At 65.2% G+C, this 18105-nt stretch carries 16 protein-coding genes; 9 read left to right on the top strand and 7 right to left on the bottom strand.

All coding sequences use genetic code 11. The annotated features are described in order from the left end of the window. Positions 1 to 305 precede the first annotated feature (305 nt). Both LZC94_01245 and LZC94_01250 read left to right on the top strand, forming a co-directional pair. Positions 306 to 1130, top strand: coding sequence for a methyltransferase domain-containing protein (locus LZC94_01245; protein WXB15905.1), 825 nt, complete (start codon positions 306 to 308; stop codon positions 1128 to 1130). Positions 1131 to 1218: 88 nt separating this feature from the next. Next, positions 1219 to 1983 carry an SDR family oxidoreductase gene (locus LZC94_01250; protein WXB15906.1) on the top strand — a complete coding sequence of 255 codons (765 nt, stop codon included), beginning with the start codon at positions 1219 to 1221 and terminating at the stop codon, positions 1981 to 1983. Between the two features lie 18 nt (positions 1984 to 2001). Here LZC94_01250 and LZC94_01255 read toward each other — a convergent pair whose 3' ends face one another. Together LZC94_01255 and LZC94_01260 are read right to left on the bottom strand one after the other, a co-directional pair. Continuing rightward, positions 2002 to 2631, bottom strand: coding sequence for an HAD family phosphatase (locus LZC94_01255; GenBank protein WXB15907.1), 630 nt, complete (start codon positions 2629 to 2631; stop codon positions 2002 to 2004). Between the two features lie 83 nt (positions 2632 to 2714). Further along, complete coding sequence (locus tag LZC94_01260; GenBank protein ID WXB15908.1) at positions 2715 to 4184, bottom strand: DUF1565 domain-containing protein; 1470 nt, start codon at positions 4182 to 4184, stop codon at positions 2715 to 2717. A 490-nt stretch (positions 4185 to 4674) separates the two neighbouring features. On the opposite strand from LZC94_01260, the gene LZC94_01265 reads away from it, so the two are divergent. The 4 genes from LZC94_01265 (at position 4675) to LZC94_01280 (ending at position 9407) form a co-directional block, all read left to right on the top strand. Continuing rightward, on the top strand, positions 4675 to 5724 hold the full coding sequence (locus tag LZC94_01265) for a glycosyltransferase family 4 protein (GenBank protein ID WXB15909.1): 1050 nt from the start codon (positions 4675 to 4677) through the stop codon (positions 5722 to 5724). 29 nt (positions 5725 to 5753) lie between these two features. After that, complete coding sequence (locus LZC94_01270; protein ID WXB15910.1) at positions 5754 to 7925, top strand: amylo-alpha-1,6-glucosidase; 2172 nt, start codon at positions 5754 to 5756, stop codon at positions 7923 to 7925. A gap of 68 nt (positions 7926 to 7993) precedes the next feature. Next, the gene (locus LZC94_01275; GenBank protein ID WXB15911.1) at positions 7994 to 8971 is read left to right on the top strand and encodes a hypothetical protein; all 978 of its coding nucleotides are present in this window, start codon (positions 7994 to 7996) and stop codon (positions 8969 to 8971) included. A gap of 61 nt (positions 8972 to 9032) precedes the next feature. Next, positions 9033 to 9407 (top strand): YciI family protein, encoded by a 375-nt coding sequence (locus tag LZC94_01280; protein ID WXB15912.1) that lies wholly within the window; start codon positions 9033 to 9035, stop codon positions 9405 to 9407. Here the strand turns inward: LZC94_01280 and LZC94_01285 are convergent. From LZC94_01285 to LZC94_01295, 3 genes are all read right to left on the bottom strand, one after another. Then, on the bottom strand, positions 9404 to 10852 hold the full coding sequence (locus tag LZC94_01285; GenBank protein WXB15913.1) for an MFS transporter: 1449 nt from the start codon (positions 10850 to 10852) through the stop codon (positions 9404 to 9406). The two genes, LZC94_01280 and LZC94_01285, sit on opposite strands and share 4 nt — an antisense overlap. Positions 10853 to 11059: 207 nt before the next feature. Beyond that, the gene (locus LZC94_01290; GenBank protein WXB15914.1) at positions 11060 to 11746 is read right to left on the bottom strand and encodes a transcriptional regulator; all 687 of its coding nucleotides are present in this window, start codon (positions 11744 to 11746) and stop codon (positions 11060 to 11062) included. A 97-nt stretch (positions 11747 to 11843) separates the two neighbouring features. Beyond that, on the bottom strand, positions 11844 to 12470 hold the full coding sequence (locus LZC94_01295; protein ID WXB15915.1) for a hypothetical protein: 627 nt from the start codon (positions 12468 to 12470) through the stop codon (positions 11844 to 11846). A 145-nt stretch (positions 12471 to 12615) separates the two neighbouring features. On the opposite strand from LZC94_01295, the gene LZC94_01300 reads away from it, so the two are divergent. Then, entirely contained in the window at positions 12616 to 13788 is a 1173-nt protein-coding gene (locus LZC94_01300; GenBank protein WXB15916.1) for a formylglycine-generating enzyme family protein, read from the top strand. A 23-nt stretch (positions 13789 to 13811) separates the two neighbouring features. On the opposite strand, the gene LZC94_01305 is transcribed toward LZC94_01300, so the two are convergent. Then, a complete protein-coding gene (locus tag LZC94_01305) occupies positions 13812 to 14456 on the bottom strand; it encodes a hypothetical protein (GenBank protein ID WXB15917.1) in 645 nt (214 codons plus the stop codon). 99 nt (positions 14457 to 14555) lie between these two features. Between LZC94_01305 and LZC94_01310 the strand changes: the two genes are divergently transcribed. Further along, positions 14556 to 14873, top strand: coding sequence for a hypothetical protein (locus LZC94_01310; GenBank protein ID WXB15918.1), 318 nt, complete (start codon positions 14556 to 14558; stop codon positions 14871 to 14873). A gap of 1236 nt (positions 14874 to 16109) precedes the next feature. On the opposite strand, the gene LZC94_01315 is transcribed toward LZC94_01310, so the two are convergent. Next, entirely contained in the window at positions 16110 to 16976 is an 867-nt protein-coding gene (locus tag LZC94_01315) for an NAD(P)-binding domain-containing protein (GenBank protein ID WXB15919.1), read from the bottom strand. A 207-nt stretch (positions 16977 to 17183) separates the two neighbouring features. Between LZC94_01315 and LZC94_01320 the strand changes: the two genes are divergently transcribed. After that, positions 17184 to 18044 (top strand): AraC family transcriptional regulator, encoded by an 861-nt coding sequence (locus LZC94_01320; protein ID WXB15920.1) that lies wholly within the window; start codon positions 17184 to 17186, stop codon positions 18042 to 18044. The last annotated feature ends 61 nt before the right edge of the window (positions 18045 to 18105 follow it).

The following is an 18105-nucleotide window of genomic DNA, read 5'->3' on the forward strand; positions in this document are numbered from 1 at the left end:
CATGACCCGTTTGAGCGCGCCATCGAAGGTTCAGATGCTGGCACGCGTGAGGTTCAGGGGAATACGACCTTCCCTACCGAGCGGGTGCAAGGACCGAAATTCCGCATGGGGTAAAACTGAGCCGTGATGTTTTTGCATCATGACCGTTATATCGATTAGCGCCCTTGCAATTTCCAAATTGGGAATCGGGCATTCTCGTCGCATGGACCCGTTGCTCGCGCGGCGCATGGATTGCGCGAGGCGCGTAACGCGCGAAGCACCCAAATATCGGTCTTCGCGGCCATATTCTGTCAGGAGGAACTGCGATGGAGAGCAACCCGACCGAGCGGAGCGCGATGCGCCGCAAGCTCACCGATCCGTACTGCACAGGAATCCTCAGCAAAGACTTACCTACGGAGCTCGCGCGGCTCCAAGCGTTGGAGCGATGGGCCGATCCCACGTCCAAGGCCATCATCCAGCGCCTGCCCATGCGAATCGATTGGAGCTGTCTGGAAATGGGGGCCGGCGCCGGATCCATGGCGTATTGGCTGGCCGAGCGCTGCCCCCGAGGGCACGTGGTGGCGGCCGACATCGATCCGCGCTACCTCGACGCGGGCCGCGCCCCCAACTTGGAGATCGCGACCATCGATTTGGTGCGCGAAGGCTTTCCACGCGCCTCGTTCGACTTGATCCACACGCGGCTGGTCCTCTCCCACATCCCGCAGCGGGACGAGATCTTGAAGCGCGCGGTCACGTGGCTCAAACCCGGCGGGTCGATCGTGGTCGAGGACTATTACGTCCTTCCGCTCGAGCACTTTCCTTACGAGGAGATGAAGCGCGTATTCGGCGCCTTCGTGCAAACCTTGTCCACGCAGGGGAGCGACGGACACTGGGCGCGGCGTATCCCGGCCAAGCTGGCGAGCTTCGGCATTGGGGAAATGCGCATCGTGTCCTCCCCGGTGACCATCGGCCTCGGCCAGCCTGCCGACGAGGTCTGGCACTTGGGCTTCGAGCAATTCGCACCGCACTTGGTGAAGAACGGCAGCTTGACCGCGGATCAAGTCGCCGCGTATCGGGCTCTCTCCAAGCCGGACGCCATCGACGTTCCATGGATCCAGATCTCGGTCAGCGGACGCCGCCTGAAATCGTGAACCGATAACGCAGCAAGAAACGGAGTGTGACGGGACGCGCGAAGCACCATCATCCTCGGACGAACCTCAACGAAAGTGAGTCTCGAAGATGAGTGCATTGGTCAACAAGGTTGCCATCGTCACGGGTGCAAGCTCGGGTATCGGTCATGCTGCGGCAAAGCTCTTTGCAAAAGAGGGCGCCAAGGTCGTGGTGGGGGCGCGCCGGCGCGCCGAGCTCGAGCAGCTCGTCGCGGAGATTGCAGCGGCCGGAGGCGAGGCGGTGGCGGTGGCGGGCGACGTCCGAGAAGAGTCGTTCGCCCGAGAGCTGGTCGACGTGGCCGTGCGCCGCTTCGGCGGTCTCGATATCGCCTTCAACAACGTGGGGGTCGTCGGTGAGGCGGGGCCCACCACCGGCATCTCGCTCGAGGGCTGGAAGGAGACGCTCGACACCAACCTGACCAGCGCCTTTTTGGGGGCGAAATACCAAATTCCGGCCATGCTCGAGCGCGGCGCGGGCTCGGTGATCTTTACGTCGACCTTCGTCGGCCACACGGTGGGTATGCCCGGCATTGCCGCGTACGCGGCGAGCAAGTCGGGCATGCTCGGCCTCACCCAGGCGCTGGCGGCCGAATTCGGCCCCAAAGGGATCCGCGTGAATGCCATCTTGCCGGGCGCGGTCGACACACCCGCTTACCGCGCGATGAACAGCACCGAGGAAGCGCAGAGCTTCGTGAAGGGCCTGCACGCCCTCAAGCGCGTGGCCACGCCCGAGGAGCTCGCCCGGTCGGTCCTTTACTTGGCATCGGACGCGTCGACCTTCACCACCGGCGCCTCGTTCCTCGTCGACGGCGGCCTCTCGATCAACCGAACCTGATCTCCGCCGGCCGTACGATCACGGAAGGCCGAGGCGCTCACGGACCTGTTCGGGCGACGTGAACACCTCGGCCGCCATGCCCGCCTGGCGCGCGGCCAGCACATTGCGCTCATTGTCGTCGAAGAACAGCGCCTCCGACGTGGCCACGCCCAACCGCTCCGCGCAAATTCGATATGCGCGCGGATCGGGTTTGGCCACGCCAATCCGGCACGAGTAGGTGAGGGCATGGAAATGGCGCAGCCACCCGCCGTGCTTGGCCTCGAAGATGGGCACCAGATCCAAGATGATGTTCGAGAGCAGGCCGATGGTGCGCCCGCTCGCTCCGATCTCGGCGATGAGGGCGACCATGCGCTCGTCGACGTCGCACCAGCTCGCGAGATCCGCTTCGATCAACGCGGCGACGATCTCCTTCGAGTACGTTACCCCCAGCTCGCGCGTGACCGTCGACCAATAGTCGAGGCTGGATTGCCCCGCATCGTAAGGCGGGCGGCATGCCCAATAGACGTTCCAAAATGCAGCTTCGGCCGGCGCATCACCGGCCACCCCCGCGATTCGTTCCAGCTTGCGTTTGTCGTCCTCCGTTTGATTGCGGGCGATCACTCCAAACAGGTCGAAGACGATGACGGGGCGTACATTTGCAGCAGCCACAGGAGCTCCTTTTGCGTACCCAACCTTAGCCGACGAACCGTGCACGTTCCAGCATGAACGGGTCAAAACGTGCACGTATCGGCTTAGAACTGAATCGCGGAGCCTTCGCTCAGTGAAAAATTACCGTCGTTCGTGATCTGAGGGCCCTCGACGAGCTGAGCAGTATATGTGCCATACACATCGGAGCCTTGCACCTTGGGGCGCCATGAATTGCCCGAGGCTTGGACGAGGGTCGTGCTCGAGGGTTTGCTGTCCACCACCAGCCCAATCTCTTTTCCGAAGATATGATTTCCCCCGGGCTCCTTGGCGGTGCCCAAATCGCCATGCGCGTTCTCGATGCGGATGGAATATCCCGTCTCCGACACGACCATGCTCTTTCGCAGCAGCAAGGTCGAATCCGGCGCGCTTCGAATACCGGGTGACGTGGCGATGGTCGAGCCGGCGATGATCGCGTAGCTCTTTTCACCCAGGTGAACGCCGCCCGTTCGGCACTCTTCCACCACGCTCTTCTGCAGCTCGAGCCGGCCGTTGCTGACGATGCCGATGTCGGACTGCACGATCTTCGTCGCTCGCAGCTCGAGTTTGCCGGATTCGTCGCGCACGACGGCGCCGATGCCCGTTTCGTCGCTCACCGAGCTGCCTTCCACGGTGAGCGCGGCATGGTCGGCGACGCCGATCTGCACCAACTTCGCGCAGGCGCGCGGGTATGGGGTGCGGATCAACGTGCTGTTGCTCAAGGTGGCGACGGCGTGATCGAGGGCGACGATTCCAAAGCTGCCCAAGCTCGTGACGGTGACGTCGTTCACCGTGGCCGTGGAGCTACCCCCCAGCCGCACGCCGACATTCGCACATGCATCCGTGTCCAGCGGAGGGTCGGTCGTCCCGCGGATCGTTCCATGGTTCATCTCGAGACGCGCTTGGTCGGCGAGCCGCACGCCCGCGCCGAGGATGCCGTCCAGCGTGATTTGCGACAGCGCGGCGCGCGCGCTCCCCCCGAGCGCAACGCCGCCCCCGCCGGAGATGCGAATGTTCGAAGCGTGCAGTGTGCCGGCGGACGCCGAGAGGGCGGTGCGAAAGGCGCCGAGGGTGATGCCGCGAATCGCGCCAGCTCCTTCGAAGACGAGACCATCCACATCGGGCGCCCCACGCAAAATGGCTTTGCCAGCGGTGGTGGCCTCGAGGATGACTCCATCGCCGACCTTTGCGGGCCAGCGCTCACCGTTCGCGGTATCGTAGGCGCCGTCGCCCAGCGAGATGGTCTGCCCCTTTTTCGCCATCGCCAGGGCCCGTTTCAACGTTCGAACGGGCCGCGCCGCGGTGCCGGGGCTCGCATCGCTTCCATCGGGGGACGTGACGATGGGGCACTCGGCGCGTTGGCCCGGATCGCACCCCGGATCCGATGGGCCCCCATCGGGATCACCGGGACGCGAGCCGCCCGGCGATGTGGAAGCGGTGGCGCCGCTCGATCCGCAGCCTGCGCCCGCCGCAACGAATGCAGCGAGCGCGGCAGAAATGGCGAAGGTGCCCAACGCGGCGAAGGTGCGTGACGTCATCCAAGAGGCAAGAACCGTGGGGCGTTCGAAAATGGGCTTCGTAAGATTCATAGGTAGGATACGGCGCGAGCCTCGCGCAAACTCGAATCCTACGCTATCGAACGATTCTCGCAACGCGCGGCCGTCGCCGTCGGATCCATCTCCGGGCGGCAAGACGGCGCCGTCCCACGGCGACGTGGAGCCCGTGCAGTTCTCTCATGTGGGATTCGCCTCGCCGGGACACCAGGCGATTGGGCTCGCTCGAATCGTCGCCGGCGGAAAGTGAGATATCGGTGAATCGATTTATCGTTGTCGCGTGATGCGATATCGCGGGACGTACGCGCTTGTGCTGCTCGGGCGGCCGCCATCCGGAGCGCCTCTACCGCTGGAGGGGCGATCATTCCTTTGCGCAAGATCGCCACTCTCGCCACAGATTGCCCCTCTTGCGGGTACGAAGCTCGGTCCCCACGAAGGAATCGACGGCCGGGGGGACGTCGAGAGGAAGGGTCCCGTGAAGATCGCTATGGTTTCGCCGCTATTCGAAAGCGTACCGCCAAAGCTCTATGGTGGTACGGAGCGGGTCGTCTCGTATTTAACCGAAGAACTCGTCCGCCAAGGTCACGACGTGACCCTCTTCGCCGCGGGCGACTCCGTCACCCGCGCCCGCCTCCAGCCCATGGTCGAGCGGGGTCTTCGGCTGGATCCTACGTGCGCCGATTCGTTCGCGCACCACCTGATCATGCTCGACCAGGTGATCGAGTCGGCGCCCGAGTTCGACGTCATCCACTTCCATATCGACTATTGGCACTTCCCCATCTCGCGCCGCGTGAAGCTCCCGGCGCTGACCACCTTGCACGGCCGCCTCGATCTACCGGAGACGGTGCGCGTGCACGAGCATTTTCCGGACATGCCGCTCGTCTCCATCTCCGACGCGCAGCGGGCACCGGTCGCGGCGTCCAATTGGCGGGCCACCATTTACCACGGGCTGCCGCGCGATCTGCTCCGCCCGCACCGTCGCCCGGGCTCGTACCTGGCGTTCCTCGGGCGCATCTCGCCCGAAAAACGGCCGGACCGCGCCATTCGGATCGCGCAGCGCGCGGGGGTGCCGCTCAAGATCGCGGCCAAGGTCGACAAGGTGGACGCCTGCTACTTCGAAGATAAAATTCGCCCGCTTCTAAACGGACCAGGTGTCGAATTCGTCGGCGAAATTGGCGAGTCCGACAAACGTGAGTTCCTCGGCGGCGCGATGGCGCTTCTGTTTCCCATCGACTGGCCCGAGCCCTTCGGGTTGGTGATGATCGAAGCCATGGCGTGCGGGACGCCGACCATCGCCTGGCGGTGCGGCTCGGTCCCCGAGATCATCGGCGATGGAGTGACCGGCTACCTCGTGGACGACGAAGACGGTGCCGTGGCCGCCGTGAAACGGATCCACGAGCTCGACCGCCTCCGCGTTCGCCAGGGGTTCGAACAACGATTTACGGTCCAGCGCATGGCGCAGGATTACCTCCGGGTGTACGCTAGCCTCGACGCGGTGAGCGAGCGATCGCTTCGCGTCGCCTGATCAATCCCGATTCAGCCTGATGAAGAGCGATGGAGACCATACGCATCGAAGACCGATGGTACGTGCTCGCGACCTCCTCGCGGACGGACGATCGCACCCGCGTGCTGAAGAGCGGCGAGACCTTCGCCATCTTCGACCGATTCGGTGACATTCAGCCGATTGGAACCGGCGAGCAGGGCGTCTACCACCAGGGGACGCGCTTCTTGTCGCAGCTCGAGCTGCGGCTCAACGGGCACCGGCCCATGCTCTTGGGCTCGAGCGTGCGGCAAGACAATAGCCTGCTCGGCGTGGACCTCACCACCCCGGATTGCTACGAGGAAGGCGAGCTCACGGTGCTGAAAGGGAGCGTGCACGCGTTTCGCGCGACCTTGCTGGCCGATGGCACGTGCCATACCCGCGTGCGCATCGCCAATTATGGGAACAAGCCCGTCGCGCTGCGCGTGGCGCTCGAGTTCGGCGCCGACTACGCGGATATCTTCGAGGTGCGCGGTGTTCGCCGTCCACGCAGGGGGGAGGATTTCAAGCCCGAGCTGCGCCCGGACCGCGTCCTCTTGGGCTACCGCGGCCTCGACGGGGTCACGCGCCGCACCGAGATCGAATGCGATCCCGTGCCCGCGCGGCTGGGGCCCAACCACGTCGAGTACGCCTTGGCGCTGGCGCCCAACGAACGAAGCGAGATCCATGTGGCCATCACATGCGATCCGAGGGAGCCGCGGCCTGCGCGCGCGAGCTTCGTGGCGCTGCGCGCAGAGGCCGAGAGGGCCTTGCAGGAGGCCCCTGCCGAGGGGGCCAGGGTGCTCACGTCGAACGAGCAGTTCAACGAGTGGATCCATCGCTCCAGCGCCGATCTGGCCATGCTCACCTTGCACAACCCCGAGCGCGGCTACCCGTACGCTGGGGTGCCCTGGTACAGCACACCCTTCGGGCGCGACGGCATACTCACCGCACTCGAGTACCTATGGGTGGACCCTTCGCTCGCCCGGGGCGTGCTCGCTTACCTGGCGGAGACACAAGCGCGCGACGAAAATCCGGAGCAGGACGCGGAGCCGGGCAAGATCTTGCACGAGACGCGCAAAGGCGAGCTGGCCGCCCTCGGCGAAATCCCATTTGGCCGCTACTACGGAACGGTGGACGCGACGCCGCTCTTCATCGTGCTGGCCGGCGCGTATTACCGCCGTACGGGCGATATCGAGCTGGTGCGCGCCATTTGGCCGAACATCGAGCGCGCGCTCGGCTGGATCGAGCGCTATGGGGACTCCGACCGCGACGGCTTCGTCGAATACCGACGAAAGAGCGCCAAGGGGCTCGCGCAACAAGGTTGGAAAGACTCGGAGGACTCCGTATTTCATCGAAACGGCGTCTCCGCCGAGGGCTCGATCGCGCTCGCCGAGGTGCAAGGCTATGTCTACAAAGCCAAATTGGCGGCGGCGGACTTGGCCGAGGCGCTGGGGGAGGGCCCGCGCGTCTCGGCGTTGCGCGCGAGCGCGCACGCGCTGCAAGAGCGGTTCGAGCGCGCCTTCTGGTGCGAAGATTTGGGGACGTACGCCCTCGCCCTCGACGGCGAAAAGCGCCCTTGCCGGGTGCGCGCATCGAACGCGGGCCAGGTGCTCTGGAGCGGCATCGCGAGCCAAGAGCACGCCGAGCGCACCGCCGCGACATTGCTCGAGCCGAGGTCGTTCTCCGGCTGGGGGATCCGCACCATCGCGGAGGGCGAGGCCCGCTACAACCCCATGTCGTACCACAATGGTTCGATTTGGCCGCACGACAACGCCCTCATCGCCAAAGGCTTTGCGCGCTATGGCTTGAAAGAGGGGAGCCAAGCCATCCTCGGCGCCATGCTGGACGCGAGCCTCTTCATGGATCTTCACCGCCTCCCGGAGCTCTTTTGCGGGTTCACGCGTCGCCCCGGCGAGGGGCCCACTTTGTACCCGGTCGCGTGCTCGCCGCAAGCGTGGGCCAGCGCGAGCGTGTTTTACGTGCTCCAAGCGTGCCTTGGCATGTCGTTCCGCGTATCGGCGTCGGGGATCCCGCGGATCCGCTTCGATCATCCGCAGCTCCCCGCGTCGCTCGCGCGGGTCGAGATCCGCAATTTGCGGGTCGGTGGCACCACGACGGATCTCCTCCTTCACCGGCATCCGCGGGACGTGGGGGTCAATGTGTTGCACAAAGAGGGTGACGTGGAGGTGGCGGTCGTGATTTAGAAAAACGGGCCGTTTGGGGGCTCGTGAAATTTCGTCGGGGCCCGATGCGAAGGACCCACGAGATCGCCATGAAGCCTCCCCTCTGCCGTCACGAGCCCGTTGCCTTCGTCATCTCGATTCTATCGGTGGGGGCCGCCCTCGGCTGCGCAAGCTCCGGATCGCCGCCGCCCCCAGCTTCGGCCTCGGCTTCGGCCGCGTCACCTGCCGCACCTGCGGGGCCATCCTCGCCGCTGCCGGCACCTGGAGCGCGATCCGAAATGCCCGAGTCGGCGACCTACGAGACCACCGGCGCAGCGCGCACGGAGGGTGGCGTCGAGCCGGAATTTCGGTATGAGAAAGCGCTTGCCGCGCCCAAGAAGCTAGAGATTTACGGCTTCAATGGCGCGGTTCGCGTCACGGGGGGAACGTCGCAAACGGTGGCGGTTCGCGCGTCCAAGCGGGTGCTCCGCGGCAACCCGGCGAGCCAGCGCATCGTGGTGGCCGAGCACCCCGGCGGCGTGGTGATTTGCGTTCTCCTCCAGGGTGAGCCGGATGGAAGCTGCCGCCCCCACCGGGATCCATTGGATTCGCACGAGCATGGCCCCAGGCCCCATGGCCCCGACGACGAGATCGAAATCGCATTCGAAGCGCGGGTCCCGCAAGGTGTGGGGTTCGTCGGGGTGACGATGAATGGAAAGGTCGAGGCCCGCGGCCTGCGCGCCGATTCGGAGCTCGTCACCATGAACGGGGCCATCACGGCCGAGACGGAGGGCCGCATCGCCGCGAAGACGATGAACGGAGCCATCGTCGCCAGAGCGCTCGCAAAAACGACGGCACCGGTGAACCTCGAGACGATGAACGGCTCGATCGATCTGACGGTTTTGCCCAATGCAAACTTCCAGCTCGCCGCCTCCACCATGAGCGGGCGCATCACCACCGATTTTCCGGTGACCACCCGCTCGTCCTCGTTTGGGCCGGAGTCGCTCACGGCAACCGTCGGTCGCGGGGGTGTCCCCATCGCGCTGCGCGCCATGAATGGATCGATCGCCGTGCACCAAGCGCGATAGTCGACGCGCGCGCTTGGTGGTAACGTGCGCAGGCTACGGTTGCTGCTGCTCGGAGGAGCTCATGAAATTCCTACTCCTGGTTTACAACGACGAATCCTTGTTGAACGCTCTGCCCGCCAATGAAACCGACGGGATGATGCGCACGTGCCTCACCCACGCGGACGAGCTCAAGGACAAAGGCACCTTGCTCGATTTTCAACAGCTGGAGGCGCCCTCCACGGCCAAGTCCGTTCGCATCCGCAACAACCGCCGAATGGTCGTCGATGGGCCGTTCACCGAGGCCAAGGAATACCTGGGCGGCTTCAATTTGATCGAGGCCGACAGCCTGGAGGAGGCCATCGAGCTCGCCGCGCAGTTCCCTTGGGCGCGCACCGGCTGTATCGAGGTTCGCCCCGTGCGCGATATTTCACTGGTGCGGAAAAATTTGGGTGTCTAGTGACTTGGCGATGAGGCGGACGGAATCATCGACGTCCGCCCCACGCGAACGGCCGTGGCGACCGCGAGCAAAGGGGCGGCGCCAAGGGTGATGAAGAGCGCGATGCCCGCGTGGCGCGCGCCGCTCTCGCCGTCGGGATCGGTGAAGCCGGCGAGGTTGGTGACCATCCCCGCGACGGCCGCACCGAGCGCGGTGGCAAACATTTCGATGGTCGTGATGGAAGCCGCCGCCACGTCTTGATCCTCTTTGGGCGCGCTTCGAAGAACGCTCGATAGAATATGCGGCCAGCCAAGGCCGATCCCGAGGCCGACCAGCCCGAGCGCCGCGCAAATGGGGAACAAGACGGTCCACGATCCGCCGCTCGGCGTGGGGATCAGCACCGCAAGGGCCACCATGCTGACCGTCGCGAGCACGGGTCCGGCGATGACCACGGCGCGGGCGCGAGCGCCCGTGAAGCTCGAGCTGGTGACGGAGCCGACGGTCCAACCCGCCGCGAGCAGCGCCGAGATATAGCCCGCTACCAGCGGCGACTGACCGTGGAGGTTCTGAATGAAATACGGCACGAAGATATCGCAGTTCATCAAGGCGGTGAGCAATGCCATCGTGGCGTAGCTCGCACCGAGCGGCGTGCTCGCACGCAGCGCGCCCCGCGGAAGAAGGCGCACCTCCGCGCGCGACTCGATTCGGATCAAGGCGAGCATGAGCACCGCCGCGCCAACGAGGCCGGCCGCGTTCCAGAGCGGACGGGGATCGACGCTCCCAATCGAGACCGCGAGCACCGAGGTGGCGAGCAAGACCAATTGCAACAAGGGCACGGGCGAAGGTGCGCTGGGGCCGTCCGAGGGTCGGCTGGGCATGACGAACCAGGCGAGGCACGCGAAGAGCGCGCTCACGGGCAAGAGCGACCAAAACGCCCAGCGCCACGCGTGCATTTGGGCGAACACGCCGCCGACCGCCGGCCCGATCAAGGTCGCGACGCCCCACATGCCCGAGACGAGCGCCACCGCCCGTGGCCAGAGCGCCTCCTCGAACACGATGCGGATCATGACGTACGAGAGCGACAAGAGAAAGCCGCCACCGGTTCCTTGCACGGCGCGCCCCAGGAGCATCATCGGCATGACGGTCGCCGTCGCGCAGAGGGTCGTTCCCGTCATGAAGACGATCGCGGCCGCGGCATACGCACCGCGCGGCCCCAACGTGCGCAAAAGCTTGGCCGAGGTGGCCGCGGCCACCACCGACGCGACGATGAAGACCGTCGTATTCCACGCGTAATAGCCGAGCCCCCCGATGTCCTGCACGACCGAGGGGAGAATGGTGGTGGCGATGAAGACATTGACCGCGTGCAGCGCGACCCCGCCCGCCAGCGCCACGGAGCGCACCGCGTTCGCGCCTGCAACGAGCTCGCCCCAGCCTCGTTCTTCTTGCTTCGACTCCGCCGCCTGCATGATGCCTCGCTCCCGACCCCGTTTCACCTTGCCGCCATGCCGCGGTCGCCCCGGCGGCCGCGTGCGTCCGTCCTGCTGCGCCGCGGGGGGCGCGTTTATTTTTCCAAGATAAACACTTGGTAAGGTCAGGTGGGGAATATATCAAGCTTCGACTTGGAAAATGACCGGCGCGGCGGCGCGGGCGCTTCGGGGCTTGCGATGACGCGCCTAGCCCTTTTTACGGATCTTGCGTGAGCGCGCGGCGCCGGGCGTGATTCGGTACGCGCACCGCCGCGCGCCATCGACGATGTGCTCGACGCGCTGCACATCCGCTTCGAGCACGGCGCGAAAGGTGTGCAGCTCCGAGCGGCAGAGCCCCTGGCACACGGTGGCGGCCACGCAAATCGGGCAGTGGTTTTCGACCAGGAGAAAGCTGTCGTCCTCGCGCCAGTACTCGGCCATGTAGCCCTCGCGCGCGCGCAGCTCGACGAGGCGCGCGACGCGCTCGTTCAAATCGGCCGCGCCGGCCAACGCTTGCTCGTACGTCGCGCGCATCTGGCTTTCGCGCGCGTCGATCAGGCGATCGAGCGCGCCTTTGCCGAGCACCGTGCGAACGGAGTCGAGGAGCTGCACGGTGAGCTCGGCGTGGGCGTTGGGGAATCGCTCGTGTCCGGCCGCGGTGAGCGACCATCGTTGCGTCGGACGCCCCACGCCTTGCGGCGGCTCGGTGGTCACGGTGACCAGCCCCTCTTCTTCGAGCTTGACGAGCGACTGGCGCACCGCCTCCGCGCTGATGCCGAGCGCGAGGCTGATGTCCGCGGCTCGCGCGGCCCCCCGCGTTTTGAGTCGAAGGAGCACCCGTTCGCCCGCGCCTCGGAGGGCGGGGAGGTTCTTCTTCGGGGCTCGGGCGGGCATGGCCCGAATATATCAAGATTCGTCTAGTAAAATAAGGTGTCGCGATCGGTTCGAGGAAGAAGCGGTTCTCGCGCCGCGGGATCCGGCGGGGCGGGCATCAACGCCGCAACGCCAAGGCCAGCAAGGTGGCGCGCTCGATGGGCGGCCAATCGGAGATGGGTTTGCCGATCTCGATGCGCACGCGCCGGGTGCCGCGGCCGCAGTTGCGGGAGCCATCGTAGCGCCCGCCGCTGCCGGTCAGATCGTAGCCGCAGGGGCCGACATGTCCGGTCCAGCGCGTCGGGCTCACCTCGAACTCGGAGAGCGCGCCGCCGACCAGGCCGCGGACGGTGATGCCGCCTTCGGGGGTTTCGGCTACGTCGAGGTTGAGCGGCGCGCCGCCGAAGATCCCGCGGGCGCTGGAGCCGCTGAAGGAGACGCTCACCGGGCGATCGAAGATGGTTCCTTGAAACGAGGGACCTTCGGTTGCGCCCTCTTCTTGGGTGTATTGGGCCCCCGAAGGCTGGCGGTGCAGGCTGATGGCCGAGCCGAGCATATCGTTGTTGTCGACGGTTGCAGTGAAGGCATAACCCCCTTCGCTCCAGACGTGCAGTCCGTCATAGGGCGCGAGGTTGGAGCCCGAGCGCGGTGGGCCGGACGACGACGAGGAGGAACACCCCACCCCCGAGACCGTGATCGCCAGGAGCGCGACGCCGCCCAAAATCGACCTGGTTCGACTTCTCATGGCTGCGTAATAAGTCCGTTTTCGGCTGCCGTCGAGCGCCCCGCGCTTGAACAATCGCACAGAAAGCGGACCTGGGGCGGTCGAGCGACTAGAGTTCCTACCGATGCGAAGGCGTGCGATTTCCAAATGGTACGCGAGGTGCGCGATGGCTGCGGCCATCGCCAGCGCATCGTGCCAACGCGCGCCCCCACAAGGCGATCTCGCCCCGCCGTCCCGCGATGCGCGCGATCCCGCGGGTACGAGCCTCGACATCGCCGCGCCCGATCGGTCGCGCACCTCGGCCGATGCATCCGCGCCCGAGGATGCCAGCGCGTCCGATGCGTCAGGTGCCGATGCTTCGGGCGCGGCCGAGGCGCCGGGGCTTGCGCCCTCGGATCCCATGTCGAGCCACAAGGAGACGAAGGCCGAGCTCTTGGCGCTCATCGATCTCGGCGCGCCCGGCGATCTCGGAGACGGCGCCCCGAGCGCCGCGAGCGCCGCGAGTGCTCCGCGCTCGGCGCGCGAAAAGAGCCAGCGCGCCCGCGCCGAGCGCTTCCTCGAGAAGGTCCTCGGCACCGGGGGGCCCCATCGGATGAACCAGGGGAACAAGGCCATCGCGAGCCACCTCGTCACCCGGGAAAAGTGCCTCGAGGGGCTCCGCGGCATCACCCTTCAAACCGCCGAGCAGCGCGCCACGTGCGGCGCCGAAAACATGGTCCCCGTGTGGAGCAAAGGAAAGGCGCCCGCGTTCTGCATCGATATCTTCGAGTTCCCCAACAAGGCCTGCGAGCTCCCGTTGGTCTGGACGCCGCCATCCGAGGCCAAGCAGGTTTGCGCCCAGCAAGGCAAGCGCCTCTGCTCGGACCTCGAGTGGAACACGGCCTGCCGCGGCGATCCCGAAGGCGGCGCCGATCTCCGCTACGCCTACGGGTCGCAGCTCGATCTCGCGATCTGCAACACCGCCAAAGGCCATATCCGAACCTGCATCGCGCGCGACGCCGAATCCGCCTGGAAGACATGCGCCACGGAGACCGAGCCCTCCGGCTCGTATCCGCGCTGCCGCTCACGCTTCGGCGTCTTCGATCAACACGGCAATGTCGCCGAGATCATGACCCGCCGGCAGGGCGACGACATCGTCACCCAGCTCAAAGGCAGCGCATGGTTCTACGACGAGCTCGCGAAAGAGCCAAACGCGCCGGCCCCCGACACCACGCCGAACAAGAAAGGCGCCTATCCGGATCATTGCAACTTCGACCCACGCTGGCACGTGGAGCCGCTCGATCGGGCGCACCATACGAACTATCATCTCGGATTTCGGTGCTGTAAGAGTATTCCGTAGGCGTATGTCGTGACTCGGGCATCTCACCCGACTTTCTTGCCTCTTGCTTGCGAAAGCGAGTGTTCGACGCCGACCATGAAGACTATCCATAGGAGGCTGATACCGGAATTCATCACGAGCTCGACGGCGGCACCAGCTGGTACATCGGTGAAGGCGCCCAATTGCTGGACCAGCGACGATACGAGACCGGCGGCGGAACAGACCACGCCGAGAGTTGCAGGTGCGGTACGCGGTCTTCCTTTCTTTCCGAGCATGCCATTGACGGCATCACAGAGGCCCGGGTACACGACGAACATCCAGTACACATTGTAAATAGGGATCAGATTTCGCCACGCTGCTTGGCGCCCGCTCATCGGGCGGCCTCTCACGACTTGTCGCCCCGGCGGAAGACTCTCCCAGAGCCGCTGCAGCCATCCAAGCCGGAGGAGGAAGGGCGCGAGTCGTGCGAACATCAATAGTGATGCGAGCGAGGCGCGACCGAATCCGGCGATTGCGGCGATATTGACCAGGACACCACCGATTTCTACGACGACATACACGTACAGGCGGGTCGAAAGCCCTCGTCGAACGACTCGCCGCGGCGGTGCCGGCTCCGCGACCGGCGGCCCATACGGGTTCATTTCCTGATCCGTGATCGATGCGTCTTTTGCGGTAAGGGGGTTACTCATGGATCGCTCGCCTCGTACCAGCGCAGATCGTTCAGAATGGGAGCGTGGACTTTTCGTGACCGGACGACCCTATCACGGGCTCTTCGTGAAGATAGCTTCATGAAGCAGGTGTCGATCGCACCGCTCTTGCGAATCTTTGACGATCCCCAGGCAGAGAAACGCCACCAGCTTGCTGTGACGTCAACTGTGCATCCTTTCATCGCGTTCCCGGATGACCTCTTCCGTAAACTCGATCTCGGCCACCGCTTCTGCGTCCACGCACACAGGGCCGCGGGCAACCGCCGCGCACGCTCCCGCGCCGACAACGAAGGGGACGTGATGTTACCATGTGCCCCTTACCCAGCTTCGATCACCGTCGACAACGCCGGCACTGCCCGCAGAAGCTTCTCACGTTCATCCGGCGTGATCTCGAAATAGGCGTCTCGTTCGTGCGCGATCGTGACAAGCCATGGTCCGTCCGAGGTACGCCAAAAGACGGGATCCTCGAGCCTGGCAGGCTGGCACCAGTCGTAAAGCCCCTCTGCGACTCGTCCGAGAATCGCTGCACTAGCTTCCGATAGCTCGTACTCGCGCAGAGTCGCCGTGCCGTCGAGTAGTTTCGTGCCGGGCCACTCCGAAACGGTTCGCTCTTGCCGGAGATGGGGGGATAGGTCCGACAGCAGCTTCTCGACCGACTCGTCGATCCTGCACTCGCTTCGCTGAACCAGGCTAAATCGATCGCAATGCTGGAGAGCCTCCTCGATGAGGACGCGATACAGCTCTCCTCGTGGTTCATGCATGACTGTGAAGGACCGTCTCTCCTCGTTCATTAGTTCACCGGAATGTGATCAATAGGTCCAAGGTGGATATGCGGAAATTGGCCAAACGGACGCCCAGGATGGACTTCGGGTCCGCGGAAAGGCAACCCCGTTTCGTTCGCCCACTGACGAAGAGTGCCCGCTTCTTGGGCGGTTACTCCTGTGCGCTGCGCTTGCTTCGCGAGGTCCACGAGCGCCGCTTGGTCCCCGTTGAAGCGTGCCATCATCTCGACGCCGGACTTACCTCCGTACGTCTCGTACGCCTGCGCAACGCGCTCCTCCGCTTGGGGTCAATGGTGGCCCGCTCCCCATTTGGGGCTCCAGCTTTACGACGACCCGTATCCGCATACGCATGCCGGCCACGTGACGCCGAGTTCCTCGGGGGGCCGCCTTCCAAGCGCTACGCTTCCGGGCTCGCTCCCGCGTCGCCTCGCCCCGTGGGGAACGGCGAATCGGCCGAACGCGTGCAGGCGGCGTCCATCGATTCATGGGCGGTTTGCGCGCTCTCTCATCCGCGTCGACGAAGGCGTCGAACTGCACGGCGAACGCCGAGCCCAACGCATGGTTCGTTCTGTTCGTGGGCTCAGCGAATCGCGATCGGAACACTTCGCGGATCCGGACCTCTTCGACATTGAACGCGCGGAGAGTCGGATCCGGCCCCGTGCCCGATTCCCCGCGCCGGCAGCGCGACCTTCCGATGCGAGGCTTACAGCACCTTCACCCTAGTTTGGAGGCGCAGATCTCGGGCATCGACGCCGAATCATTGGATTGTTCGAACCAGAATCGTCAAATAATCGAATTGGAGAGTCTTCGAAGCGAAGAAAAGCCAAGTAATGAATGGATCGAAATCAGCCCATCAACGAAGAAACCGATTCAAAATCGCAAAGTCGTCCGCGCCGTGGCCGGCTTGGATGGATCTCTGCAAGAGCCGGTGGAAGACCTCCGGCAGCTCGTTCGAAACGCCGCGCTCCTTGTTCGAAGCGAGGAGCGCTACGACGGCGGTAGCGTGCGAGTTGATGGGCGCGATGGGGGAGGCGAAGTTTTGGTCGCGGACCCGTTCGACGACGTCGGCGGCCCACGCGGGGACGAGGTTTGCGAACGGCTTGATGTGATCGAGGTAGGCCTGGAGGGGGAGCTTCTCCGCCTGGACGAGGGCCAGACCTTGGAGGGTCCCGAAGAGGGAGCCCCACATGACCAGGAGCAGCGCGCTGTCGAGCGCCGAGGCATGGCCCGGATCGGTGCTGACGTAAACGGCGGTGCCGAGGGAGGAGAGGGCGGCGTTGTTCGATTCGAAGAGCGCGTTGGTGCCGCCCGAATAGAGGATGACGCACTCGGGCGTTCCGACGAAGTTCGGAGTCGCCATGATGGCGCCGTCGAGGTACGCGATGCCGTGCTGCTCCGCCCACGCCGCGAGATCGCGCGCCTCACGGGTCGAGCCCGAGGCAACTTGCACGATCAATTTGCCGCGCAAGGACTTTGCGACGTTGTCCGGATGGAGCAGGCGCTCGCTCGTGGCGTAGTCGCTGACATTGACGACCACGATGTCGGCGTCGGCCACGGCTTGGTCCACCGTGTCCGCGACCTTGGCGCCTGCGGCCGCGAGGGCCTCGGCCTTGGCCTTGGTGCGATTCCAAATGCTGGTCGGGTAGCCGCGCTCGAGAAACGCCCGCACGAGCGCCGAACCCATGACCCCTGCCCCAAGAACTGCAATTCGAGATTTCATGAACGATGACTCCGGGTGGACGGGTGAAATGGCGCCCCACGTTCGGCTCGGTTGGTCCGGCCCGCGCGGCGCGTTGTTGCACCGAATACGTAAGCCCCGGGAAAACCGCGGTCGCGCACGCGTAGATGATTCGCGAGCATGTTTGGACGTTCGCGCGGTCGCGACCGGGATGACACGGGGGGGCCGCGGCTCTATCTTTTGCCCTGCATGCACGAGCAGCTACGAAGCGAGCCCAGGGCGCAGAATCTTCCAGTACGGCCGCTCGAACGCCGTCCGCGCATCGCGCTGGGGGTGGAGCTGCGCAAGACGGTGGCGGGGGAGTTCCGCCATCCGTCCATGACCGACCACTACATCAGCGTGCATGCAGGTGCGCCTGTTCGGGTGTCGTGCCATTCGAGCAGCGTTCGCTCCGTCCGCACGCGCGGCGAGATGAACCTGATGCCCGCCGGCAGCTCCGAAATATGGATGGAGGACGACGACAGCTCCTCGGTGGAGCTCCGCGTGCCGCAGTCGCTCTTGCGTCTGGTTGCCGAGGACATGGGGCTCGATCCGGCCCGCGCAGGCATCGAGCCGCGCTTCCACTTTCGCGATACGCAGATGGAGCACATCGCGTGGGCGCTGGAGGCCGACCGGCGCAAAGGTTTCCCCAACGGTCTTCTGTACAGCGAGAGCCTGGGGATGGCGCTGGCCGTGCACCTGCTCGGTCAATACCGCGCGCCCGTCGAGATCCGCGGCGGGCTCTCGCAAATGCAGGTGGCACGCGTCGCCGACTACGTCGAGGCCAACCTCGACAAAAAGCTTTCGCTCGCCACCCTCGCGCGCGTGGCGGGGGTGAGCGCGTCGCACTTCAAAACGCTGTTCAAGCGCTCCATCGGCGTGCCCGTGCACGAATACGTGATCCAGCGGCGGGTGGAGCGCGCCAAATCGCTGCTCCTTCGCGGCGATCTCCCCGCCAGCCAAATCGTGCTGGAGGCGGGCTTCTCCCACCAGAGTCATATGGCGCGCTGTATGCGACGCGTCCTTGGCGTCACCCCCACCGCGCTCGTCCGCTCGCGCGCGGTGGCGTAGTCCGTTACGCCGGCGAAGCTCGTTTCCGTTTCGGCTCGTTCGAGGCGTCGTTTCAGCTTCG

It is taken from the genome of Sorangiineae bacterium MSr11954, from assembly GCA_037157815.1.
GTDB classification, from domain to species: Bacteria; Myxococcota_A; Polyangia; order Polyangiales; family Polyangiaceae; genus Pendulispora; species Pendulispora albinea.

Excerpts from the sequence above, each read along its gene's own strand:
- LZC94_01310 (WXB15918.1), top strand. The coding sequence starts at position 14,556 with ATGAAGCAGGTGTCGATCGCACCGCTCTTGCGAATCTTTGACGATCCC.
- LZC94_01320 (WXB15920.1), top strand. The coding sequence starts at position 17,184 with ATGCACGAGCAGCTACGAAGCGAGCCCAGGGCGCAGAATCTTCCAGTA.
- LZC94_01250 (WXB15906.1), top strand. The coding sequence starts at position 1,219 with ATGAGTGCATTGGTCAACAAGGTTGCCATCGTCACGGGTGCAAGCTCG.
- LZC94_01260 (WXB15908.1), bottom strand. The coding sequence starts at position 4,184 with ATGACGTCACGCACCTTCGCCGCGTTGGGCACCTTCGCCATTTCTGCC.
- LZC94_01270 (WXB15910.1), top strand. The coding sequence starts at position 5,754 with ATGGAGACCATACGCATCGAAGACCGATGGTACGTGCTCGCGACCTCC.
- LZC94_01280 (WXB15912.1), top strand. The coding sequence starts at position 9,033 with ATGAAATTCCTACTCCTGGTTTACAACGACGAATCCTTGTTGAACGCT.
- LZC94_01305 (WXB15917.1), bottom strand. The coding sequence starts at position 14,456 with ATGAGTAACCCCCTTACCGCAAAAGACGCATCGATCACGGATCAGGAA.
- LZC94_01295 (WXB15915.1), bottom strand. The coding sequence starts at position 12,470 with ATGAGAAGTCGAACCAGGTCGATTTTGGGCGGCGTCGCGCTCCTGGCG.
- LZC94_01290 (WXB15914.1), bottom strand. The coding sequence starts at position 11,746 with ATGCCCGCCCGAGCCCCGAAGAAGAACCTCCCCGCCCTCCGAGGCGCG.
- LZC94_01285 (WXB15913.1), bottom strand. The coding sequence starts at position 10,852 with ATGCAGGCGGCGGAGTCGAAGCAAGAAGAACGAGGCTGGGGCGAGCTC.
- LZC94_01315 (WXB15919.1), bottom strand. The coding sequence starts at position 16,976 with ATGAAATCTCGAATTGCAGTTCTTGGGGCAGGGGTCATGGGTTCGGCG.
- LZC94_01275 (WXB15911.1), top strand. The coding sequence starts at position 7,994 with ATGAAGCCTCCCCTCTGCCGTCACGAGCCCGTTGCCTTCGTCATCTCG.
- LZC94_01300 (WXB15916.1), top strand. The coding sequence starts at position 12,616 with ATGGCTGCGGCCATCGCCAGCGCATCGTGCCAACGCGCGCCCCCACAA.
- LZC94_01245 (WXB15905.1), top strand. The coding sequence starts at position 306 with ATGGAGAGCAACCCGACCGAGCGGAGCGCGATGCGCCGCAAGCTCACC.